The sequence below is a fragment of the Prevotella heparinolytica genome, from assembly GCF_002998535.1.
Taxonomy (GTDB): domain Bacteria; phylum Bacteroidota; class Bacteroidia; order Bacteroidales; family Bacteroidaceae; genus Bacteroides; species Bacteroides heparinolyticus.
In genome coordinates this window covers 1,642,865-1,652,500 of the sequence record NZ_CP027234.1, presented here as the reverse complement: position 1 = coordinate 1,652,500, position 9,636 = coordinate 1,642,865, and the positions used below count along the sequence as shown (strand labels likewise).

The following is a 9,636-nucleotide window of genomic DNA, read 5'->3' as shown; positions in this document are numbered from 1 at the left end:
GGCTGAATCTAATGCCTCTGATACTGACTCTTGTTGCGCGGCAAAAACAGAACAAGTATGTGATTCTACCAAGGCTTGTTGTAAAACAGAAGGTGACAGTGCAAAATGTGAAAAGGCTTGTGATAAGCCATGCGACAAGAAAGAATGCGATAAAGCATGTGATAAGAAGTAAATGTGAATTTGCATCGAATAGATAAATCACGGGAGAGATGCGGTAAAGTATTTCTCTTGTGATTTCTTTCTGAAGGTACGGATTTTATGGAACTTACCGTTTTAATGATAAACAGGTTAGTCCGTGAAATCCGTGCTTGATGTTAATACTTGTGCTATTCCCATTGTGATTAATTTTTATTGCTAATAAAAACGATATCAAAAAAGGAATCTCATCCACTTTTTAAAGCACTATTTTTGCCCTCTTTAATAGATAATTCAAAGTACCTCTATGGGGAGTTTACAAGTGTCCCACTATGCTATAGCAGGTATTCTTTTTCACTTATATTTTTAATCTTACTTTGTACAAGAACACTGAAGAGAAGTTCATACTGCATTTGAAGGGAGATGACTTTGCATTTAAGGAAGTATGAGTCACACTTTTGAGATGCATTATGTCTCATTCTTGGATACAAAGTTTTGAAAGAGTCGTTTGATTAGGTTGGAGGAATTGTAAATAGCCGGTTGGAACGTTTTAGATTCTTTTATTGTGATATATTTGATTAATTATCATTTTATGAGTTATAAAATGATACTTTTAAAAAGAAAAAGAAAGAGATTTGTTTGCATGCTTCGAAATAATATATACCTTTGTGGCATTAAAATAAAAAAGAACGGAATGAATCAGAACTTTATATATATTCTACTGTGTGGTATTATTATTCTGCTAGCTATGTTTAGTGGAAGTGGGTACTGTGCATGAATATATAGAAGATTTAATGAAATACGAAAGCCTTTCTCACTTCCATGTGTGAAAGGCTTTTTTATATATAGAATATGAACTATAATAAGAAAATTGAATACGGTTAACGATAATTAGCATGTTTATACAGGTTATCGTGCATGGAAAGCTCGTCGGGGCTGCCTGCTCAGCCCCTTGCCGCATGGCGTTCCCTCCGCAGATGAGTATTTATGGTCTTTCGGACTTGAACCCATCGACATACGGTTTCCCTTGCGTGACCACTGCAAAGGCTTGCCTTAGAAGTTTGTTGGCGACCGCAACGACCGCCACCTTACCGGGCTTGCCGTTAGACCGCAAACGGTCGAAACACGCCTTGCACTCGGAATTGCACCTGAGTGATGAGAATGCCGCCACATAGAGTTGGCTTCTGAGGTTTGAATCCCCGTTTCGGTTGATGTGACCTTTGACATTGACTGACGTACCGGATTGTTGGTAAGTAGGCGACAGACCCAGATAACGGGTAAGTTGCTTGGCGTTATCAAAGTAGGTAAACCCACCGGTGGCTACAATGAGTGCCGCTGCCAATGTGGCACCGATACCCTTGATGGAGGTGAGCAGGTCCATCTGCTTCTTGTACTCACCTTGTGCCAAGGAAGCAATCGTCTCTTCCATTGCCTTGATCTGCTTCTCCAGGAAAGTAATCGTCTTTTCGATGGTTTTCTTGCATTCAGGGTCGAAAGAAGGAAGGATTTCAAGTGAGCCTCTTAGGTTACGTGTTGCCACGAGTTGCTTCTTGAGTTGCCGCAGTACCGTGCGCTTCTGCTTCAGGATGAGTATTGAATCGCTGCTCAGCTTGTAAGGAGTCGGTTGCATCCGCTCCCCGTACAGGGCTGTCAGACGAGCATCAATCTCGTCCGTCTTGGTGACGGAGAGCATGGCTCGGGCGAAATTCTTTATCTTCAGCGGATTCTCAAGGCTGACGGTTATCCCGGCTTCGGAAAGCAGATAGACGAGCAACGCACTATAATTGCCTGTTGCTTCCAAAACGCAATGGTGTTCTGCCGCTGAAACGGCCTGTATAAACTCATGTACACCTTTTACTGTGTTTTTAAATGTTTTTGTCCTGCCTGTCTTGGCGGACGAATAAGCGACAACGAAAGTCGCCTTGCTGACATCGATTCCAACGTAGGTCATAGTCTAAAACTTTAAATAAAACAACATCATTACATCGTGAGCCATCATTACAGCCCATTGAACTATCCGGTTTCTGATGTAAGAGTGTGGAGGTGAAACATATTCTACGGTCTTTATGACTAATGAAACATCGGCCTTATTCCACACTCTGATGTTGAAACTTTATGCAAAAGTATAACGAAAAATAATATATAATGAATCAAATACAATTAAATGATGAGTGACAGATTGTTTATTTTCGACACAACGCTTCGCGATGGTGAGCAGGTTCCCGGTTGTCAATTGAACACTGTGGAAAAGATACAAGTGGCAAAGCAATTGGAACTGCTGGGAGTGGATGTGATTGAAGCGGGATTTCCTGTTTCGAGCCCGGGGGATTTCAATTCGGTGATTGAAATATCAAAGGCTGTGACATGGCCCGCTATTTGTGCCTTGACACGTGCCGTTCAAAGAGATATTGACGTAGCGGCAGAGGCTTTGCAGTTTGCTAAGCGTAAGCGTATTCATACGGGGATTGGTACATCCGATTCGCATATCAAGTATAAATTCAATTCTAATCGTGAGGAAATTATAGAACGTGCGGTAGCTGCCGTGAAGTATGCTCGCAAATATGTGGATGATGTGGAGTTTTATGCCGAAGATGCCGGGCGCACGGATAACGAGTATTTGGCACGTGTGGTAGAAGCTGTAATCAAGGCGGGTGCTACGGTAGTGAATATCCCTGATACAACGGGCTATTGTTTGCCTTCTGAGTATGGTGCAAAAATAAAATATCTGATGGAACATGTTGACGGTATACATAATGCCATCCTCTCTACCCATTGTCATAACGATTTGGGTATGGCTACGGCAAATACGATGGCCGGTGTGCAGAATGGTGCTCGTCAGGTGGAAGTGACCGTTAACGGTATAGGAGAGCGTGCAGGGAACACTTCTCTTGAAGAGGTTGCGATGATAATCAAGTGTCATAACGATATTGATATTGAAACCAATATCAATACCCAGAAAATTTATCCGACCAGCCGGATGGTATCCAGCTTGATGAATATGCCTGTACAACCTAATAAAGCGATTGTAGGTCGTAACGCTTTTGCCCATTCTTCGGGCATTCATCAGGATGGTGTGTTGAAAAATGTACAGACCTATGAAATTATCAACCCGCGTGATGTGGGGATTGATGATAATTCCATCGTACTGACTGCACGTAGTGGCCGCGCCGCATTGAAAAATCGTTTGTCTGCATTGGGAGTGAATCCTACGCAGGATAAACTGAACGAAATATATGATGAGTTCTTGAAGCTTGCAGATAAAAAGAAAGATATCAATGACGATGATATTTTGGTATTGGCAGGAGCAGACCGTTCGCAAAACCACCGCATTAAGTTGGAGTATTTGCAAGTGACCAGTGGGGTAGGGGTACGTTCGGTTGCCAGCTTGGGATTGAGTATATCCGGTGAAAAGTTCGAAGCGGCAGCCAGTGGGAACGGTCCGGTAGATGCTGCCATCAAGGCTCTGAAGAAAATAATCAACCGCCACATGACATTGAAAGAATTTACGATTCAGGCCATCAGTAAGGGTAGCGATGATATGGGTAAGGTGCACATGCAGGTGGAATATGATAATCATGTTTATTATGGATTCGGTGCCAATACCGATATTATAGCCGCTTCTGTTGAAGCTTATATTGATTGTATCAATAAGTTTAAGATGTAAAACGACCTTATGGTTGAAAGATTTATTGAGTAAGAATGGAGGGATGATTTCACGAAGATTCAGAAAATATCCGGCAAAGGTTAAACGTTCTTTTAGAAGCAGAGATAAATTCAAAATCGATTTTGAGAAGAAAATAGCTAAATAGTAAATGAACAGATGAATACATTATTTGATAAGATTTGGGATGCACACATTGTGCAGGAAGTGAAAGACGGTCCCACACAACTTTATATAGATAGGCTTTACTGTCACGAAGTCACCAGCCCGCAGGCCTTTTCAGGCTTGCGCGAACGCGGCATTAAATGTTTTCGTCCGGAGAAGATATTCTGCATGCCTGATCACAATACTCCGACGCACGATCAGGACAAACCTATTGAGGATGCCATCTCAAGGACTCAGGTGGACACATTGGCCAAGAATGCGAAAGACTTCGGCCTCACTTATTTTGGCATGATGGACGAGAAAAACGGTATCATCCATGTGGTAGGTCCGGAACGAGGACTGACTTTGCCGGGTATGACCATTGTCTGCGGTGAATCGCATACATCGACTCACGGCGCAATGGGCGCAGTGGCATTTGGCATCGGAACGAGTGAGGTGGAAATGGTGATGGCTTCGCAGTGCATTCTCCAAACACGCCCAAAGACGATGCGTATCACGATTGATGGTAAGCTTGGAAAAGGAGTGATGGCAAAAGATATGGCTTTGTACATGATGTCGAAAATGACAACCAGCGGTGCCACAGGATATTTTGTAGAGTATGCCGGAGAAGCCGTGCGCAGTCTGACAATGGAAGGCCGGTTGACTTTGTGTAACCTGAGCATAGAGATGGGGGCACGCGGTGGTATGATTGCTCCGGATGAAACCACTTTTGAGTATATCAAAGGAAGAGAGTATGCGCCGAAAGGTGAAGCATGGGATACGTCGCTGGCTTATTGGAAAACATTGAAGAGTGACGAAAATGCAGTGTTCGATAAGGAAGTACGCTTTGCTGCCGAGGGCATTGAACCGATGATTACCTACGGCACTAATCCGGGTATGGGCATGGGTATTACAAATTCCATCCCTACCACCGAGGGCATGGATGAAGCCTCCCGGACTTCGTTTGAGAAGTCATTGGATTATATGGGATTTCAACCGGGAGAGCCTTTGCTGGGTAAGAAGATTGACTATGTGTTTTTGGGCGCTTGTACCAACGGCCGCATTGAAGATTTCCGTGCATTCGCTTCCATTGTGAGGGGGCGTAAGAAAGCCGACGGTGTGGTGGCATGGTTGGTGCCCGGTTCATGGATGGTAGACGCGCAGATTCGTGAAGAAGGGTTGGACAAGATTCTGAAAGAAGCCGGGTTTGCCATCCGACAACCGGGGTGTTCCGCTTGTCTGGCTATGAATGACGACAAAGTTCCTGCCGGCAAATATGCGGTATCTACCAGCAATCGTAATTTTGAAGGACGTCAAGGCCCGGGTTCCAGAACGTTGCTTGCCAGCCCGATGGTGGCTGCCGCTGCTGCGGTGACAGGGGTTATTACCGACCCGAGAGAACTCTTTTGATTGCTGAGTAGTAATCTGAATTCGATATAACGTGTTGGATATGGACTGCATCCGTACAAGAAAAAGCCTTTCATCGGCGTATAAAAACCTGTCTTTGCCTTATCTAAGACGGAAAGAGATTAGGGAGAAAACTTCATATAAGGGCTTTATATTTACATATAAAGGCGCGATAATTACATATAAGTGCTTTATAAGTAGATTTCTTCCGTTAGGGGAGAATGTTTTCAAGCAGGTCTCATCATCTTTCGGACGATGTCCCGTCTGCTTCTTTTCTTATATCGAACTCCTGTTAAGCAGACGATTCGCACGTATGGCTGAAGCCGGATCGCGGATGCGGAGTTGTCATGAAAACAAAATGATTGAAACATAAAAATTGATTTGTACATTTACTTAAATTGCAGATAGAGAGATGAAACAGAAATTCAATATCATCACCAGTACTTGCGTGCCCCTTCCATTAGAGAATGTCGATACGGATCAGATAATCCCGGCGCGTTTTCTGAAAACCACTACCCGCGAGGAGAAATTCTTCGGAGACAATCTGTTCCGTGATTGGCGTTATAATCCGGACGGTTCTCTGAATAAAGATTTTGTGTTGAACAATCCTGCTTATGGCGGGCAGATTCTGGTGGCAGGAAAAAACTTCGGTTCAGGCTCCAGTCGTGAGCATGCGGCTTGGGCCATTGCCGGTTACGGTTTCCGTGTGGTGGTGTCCAGCTTCTTTGCGGATATCCATAAAAACAACGAGTTGAACAATTTCGTGCTTCCGGTGGTAGTGAGCGAGCCGTTCTTGAAAGAACTGTTCGACTCCATATTCGCCAATCCTAAAGTGCAGGTCGAAGTGAACTTGCCCGAACAAACCATCACCAATAAGGCAACAGGCAAGAGCGAACGTTTTGAGATTAACGCTTACAAGAAGCATTGCCTGATGCATGGATTGGACGACATAGATTTTTTAGTGGGAAATAAAGATAAGATAGAAGCTTGGGAGAATAAAAATGAAGCATGATTATCCGAAGATAGAAATCATGGACACCACACTTCGTGACGGCGAACAGACCAGCGGAGTATCTTTTGTGCCCCATGAGAAGTTGATGATTGCCCGTCTGCTGCTGGAAGAGTTGAAGGTGGACAGGGTAGAGGTAGCTTCTGCAAGAGTGTCCGATGGAGAGTTCCAAGCGGTGAAGATGATTTGCGACTGGGCAGCTCGTCGCAATCTGTTGCCGAAGGTAGAAGTACTTGGCTTTGTGGATGGGCACACCTCGGTAGACTGGATACATGCTACCGGTTGCCGTGTCATTAATCTGTTATGTAAGGGTTCGTTGAAGCATTGCATGTGTCAGTTGAAGAAAAGTCCGGAGGAACATATTGAAGACATTCTGGCCGTGGTGAGCTATGCAAACAAGCGGGACATGGAAGTGAATGTATATCTGGAAGATTGGAGCAATGGCATGAAAGACTCTCCCGAATATGTTTTCCAGTTGATGGAAGCTTTGATTCAGACCAATATAAAACGCTATATGTTGCCCGATACACTCGGTATACTGAATCCGTTGCAGGTCATTGAGTTTATGCGCAAGATGGTGAAGCGTTATCCGTATGCTCATTTCGATTTCCATGCGCACAATGATTACGATCTTGCCGTGAGTAATGTACTTGCCGCCGTGTTGAGCGGCTGCAAGGGGCTGCATACCACCATCAACGGTCTGGGCGAACGGGCCGGGAATGCTCCGCTTGCCAGTGTGCAGGCCATCTTGAAGGACCATTTCAGTGCGGTGACCAACATTGACGAGAACCGTCTGAACGATGTGAGCCGTGTGGTGGAATCCTATTCGGGCATCGTTATTCCGGCCAATAAGCCGATTGTGGGTGAGAACGTGTTTACGCAGGTGGCGGGAGTTCATGCCGACGGTGACAACAAAAGCAACCTTTATTGCAACGACCTGTTGCCCGAACGTTTCGGCCGTAAGCGTGAATATGCTCTAGGCAAGAACAGCGGTAAAGCCAATATACGGAAGAATCTGGAAGACTTGGGCTTGCAATTGGACGAGGAGGCCATGCGCAAAGTCACTGAACGCATCATTGAACTGGGCGACAAGAAAGAATTAGTGACACAGGAAGACTTGCCTTACATCGTCTCGGATGTTTTGAAGCATGGAGTGATGGAAGAACGTGTCAGCCTGAAGAGCTATATCGTGAATCTGGCCTATGGATTGAAGCCGATGGCCACGCTGAAAATAGAAATCAACGGCAAGGAATACGAAGAAAGCTCCAGTGGAGACGGACAATACGACGCTTTTGTGCGTGCGTTGCGCAAGATATATAAGGTGACGTTGGGACGTAAATTTCCGATGCTGACGAACTATGCCGTAACCATTCCTCCCGGCGGGCGCACCGATGCCTTTGTGCAGACGGTCATCACATGGAGTTTTGAAGACAAGATGTTTCGCACGCGCGGTCTTGATGCCGACCAGACGGAAGCTGCCATCAAAGCAACGGTGAAGATGCTGAACATTATAGAGGGCGAGTATGAAAAGAAGGGGTAGGGTGCTGTAATGTATCTGTCTCCAAAACACGAGTTATTATAAGGAATAAAAACGATTTAGATAGAAGAAACAATGAAGTTTAAAATTGCCGTATTGGCCGGTGATGGTATCGGCCCTGAGATTTCCGCCGTAGGTGTGGATGTAATGACTGCCGTGTGCGAGAAATTCGGACACAAAGTGAGTTATGAATATGCCATCTGTGGTGCAGATGCCATAGACAAAGTAGGTGACCCTTTTCCCGAAGCTACTTATGAGGCTTGTAAGAATGCGGATGCCGTACTTTTTTCGGCTGTGGGCGACCCGAAGTTCGACAATGACCCTACGGCAAAAGTACGTCCCGAACAGGGGCTGCTGGCTATGCGCAAGAAACTGGGCTTGTTTGCCAACATCCGTCCGGTGCAGACCTTCAAGTGCCTGCTTCATAAATCCCCGCTTCGTGCGGAACTGGTGGACGGGGCAGATTTCCTGTGCATCCGTGAGCTGACGGGCGGTATGTATTTCGGCGAAAAGTATCAGGACAACGACAAGGCGTATGACACGAACATGTACACCCGTCCTGAAATTGAGCGTATTTTGAAGGTAGGGTTTGAGTATGCCATGAAGCGCCGCAAGCACCTCACGGTGGTGGATAAGGCCAACGTGCTGGCTTCTTCCCGGTTGTGGCGACAGATTGCCCAGGAAATGGCCCCCCTTTATCCCGAAGTGACTACCGATTATATGTATGTGGACAATGCTGCCATGCGTATGATTCAGGAACCTAAGTTTTTTGACGTGATGGTAACGGAGAATACTTTTGGCGATATCCTGACGGACGAAGGTTCTTGTATCAGCGGTTCCATGGGGTTGCTCCCTTCCGCCTCTACCGGCGAAAGCACACCGGTGTTCGAACCGATTCATGGCTCTTGGCCGCAAGCCAAGGGGCTGAACATCGCCAATCCGTTGGCGCAGATTCTTTCGGTAGCCATGTTGTTCGAGTACTTCGACTTGAAAGAAGAAGGAGCATTGATTCGTAAGGTTGTCGATGCTTCTCTTGAGGCTGATGTCCGCACTCCGGAGATTCAGGTGGAGGGTGGTGCGAAATACGGCACGAAGGAAGTAGGGGCATGGATTGTTGATGCCATCAATGCTTGCTGATAAAAATCACATCAGGCACGAACTTCGCAATTCTTCACGGTTTCTTTGAACTGAAATCCGTAAAAGTCTGCGATGTTCGTGCCTGAAAAATACAACGGTGCTCAGGGCTTCTTCCTCTCTTCTAAAAAAGGAGACTTGCCGTTTATTGGTTCACAAATTCTATTTTCTTGCTCAGCTTGTCCAGACGGCTTTGTACCTTCTCCATTTTTTTTTCCAGATTGGCAATCTCTTTTTGGTTTTTCGCCAGCTTATCGTTGGCGGCTTTCACTTTTTTCAAGGCTTTGGCCCGTGCTTTTGCATCTTTTGCGGTTGCGGCAGCATCGGCTGTCGAGAGTTTAGGGGTAGATGTGTCGACATTCGAGTTGGCTTTCATTGCCTTTTTCTTCAGTTCACTTGTTTCTGAGGTGGCTTTCTCGTAGGCTATTTTCAGCTTAGTTAGTTGCTCATTCAGCTTCAATACCTCTTGTTGTGCCTTTAAACGCTCCACTTCGGGGTCGTTGCCTGCGATGCACACTGTGCTCAATGAAAAGAGCAGCATTACTGCCAATAATAAATTCTTCATACGTGTATTGTTCTTTATTTACGCTATCTTTCTGATATTTAGTT

General features: G+C 45.4%; 8 protein-coding genes (1 of these 8 running past the window's edge). 6 read left to right on the top strand and 2 right to left on the bottom strand.

All coding sequences use genetic code 11. The features are described 5' to 3' along the window. Nucleotides 1-172, top strand: partial view of a hypothetical protein gene (locus tag C3V43_RS06860; RefSeq protein ID WP_106070493.1) — the 3' portion only. Its footprint begins 74 nt before the window's first position; 172 of the gene's 246 nt are visible here — the last part of the coding sequence; its start codon lies off the left edge, out of view; the stop codon is at nucleotides 170-172. Between the two features lie 948 nt (nucleotides 173-1,120). On the opposite strand, the gene C3V43_RS06850 is transcribed toward C3V43_RS06860, so the two are convergent. Then, complete coding sequence (locus C3V43_RS06850; protein ID WP_106069164.1) at nucleotides 1,121-2,086, bottom strand: IS110 family RNA-guided transposase; 966 nt, start codon at nucleotides 2,084-2,086, stop codon at nucleotides 1,121-1,123. 216 nt (nucleotides 2,087-2,302) lie between these two features. Here C3V43_RS06850 and C3V43_RS06845 point away from each other — a divergent pair, with 216 nt between their 5' ends. The 5 genes from C3V43_RS06845 (at nucleotide 2,303) to leuB (ending at nucleotide 9,030) form a co-directional block, all read left to right on the top strand. Then, nucleotides 2,303-3,799, top strand: a complete 1,497-nt coding sequence (locus C3V43_RS06845; RefSeq protein ID WP_106070492.1) for a 2-isopropylmalate synthase — start codon at nucleotides 2,303-2,305, stop codon at nucleotides 3,797-3,799. Nucleotides 3,800-3,955: 156 nt separating this feature from the next. After that, nucleotides 3,956-5,350 (top strand): 3-isopropylmalate dehydratase large subunit, encoded by a 1,395-nt coding sequence (gene leuC, locus C3V43_RS06840; RefSeq protein WP_106069163.1) that lies wholly within the window; start codon nucleotides 3,956-3,958, stop codon nucleotides 5,348-5,350. Nucleotides 5,351-5,759: 409 nt separating this feature from the next. Continuing rightward, nucleotides 5,760-6,359, top strand: a complete 600-nt coding sequence (leuD, locus tag C3V43_RS06835) for a 3-isopropylmalate dehydratase small subunit (RefSeq protein WP_106069162.1) — start codon at nucleotides 5,760-5,762, stop codon at nucleotides 6,357-6,359. Then, on the top strand, nucleotides 6,349-7,896 hold the full coding sequence (locus tag C3V43_RS06830; RefSeq protein WP_106069161.1) for a hydroxymethylglutaryl-CoA lyase-like TIM-barrel protein: 1,548 nt from the start codon (nucleotides 6,349-6,351) through the stop codon (nucleotides 7,894-7,896). Before leuD ends, C3V43_RS06830 begins: the two co-directional genes overlap by 11 nt. Nucleotides 7,897-7,968: 72 nt before the next feature. Next, nucleotides 7,969-9,030, top strand: coding sequence for a 3-isopropylmalate dehydrogenase (leuB, locus tag C3V43_RS06825; RefSeq protein WP_106069160.1), 1,062 nt, complete (start codon nucleotides 7,969-7,971; stop codon nucleotides 9,028-9,030). 142 nt (nucleotides 9,031-9,172) lie between these two features. On the opposite strand, the gene C3V43_RS06820 is transcribed toward leuB, so the two are convergent. Further along, nucleotides 9,173-9,592: a SlyB protein gene (locus C3V43_RS06820; RefSeq protein ID WP_106069159.1), complete on the bottom strand. Its 420-nt coding sequence runs from the start codon at nucleotides 9,590-9,592 to the stop codon at nucleotides 9,173-9,175. Between the last annotated feature and the right edge of the window lie 44 nt (nucleotides 9,593-9,636).

What these genes read in the sequence shown, in the direction of transcription:
- C3V43_RS06830 (WP_106069161.1), top strand. Translation starts at nt 6,349, where the DNA reads ATGAAGCATGATTATCCGAAGATAGAAATCATGGACACCACACTTCGT.
- C3V43_RS06850 (WP_106069164.1), bottom strand. Translation starts at nt 2,086, where the DNA reads ATGACCTACGTTGGAATCGATGTCAGCAAGGCGACTTTCGTTGTCGCT.
- leuB (WP_106069160.1), top strand. Translation starts at nt 7,969, where the DNA reads ATGAAGTTTAAAATTGCCGTATTGGCCGGTGATGGTATCGGCCCTGAG.
- leuD (WP_106069162.1), top strand. Translation starts at nt 5,760, where the DNA reads ATGAAACAGAAATTCAATATCATCACCAGTACTTGCGTGCCCCTTCCA.
- leuC (WP_106069163.1), top strand. Translation starts at nt 3,956, where the DNA reads ATGAATACATTATTTGATAAGATTTGGGATGCACACATTGTGCAGGAA.
- C3V43_RS06845 (WP_106070492.1), top strand. Translation starts at nt 2,303, where the DNA reads ATGAGTGACAGATTGTTTATTTTCGACACAACGCTTCGCGATGGTGAG.
- C3V43_RS06820 (WP_106069159.1), bottom strand. Translation starts at nt 9,592, where the DNA reads ATGAAGAATTTATTATTGGCAGTAATGCTGCTCTTTTCATTGAGCACA.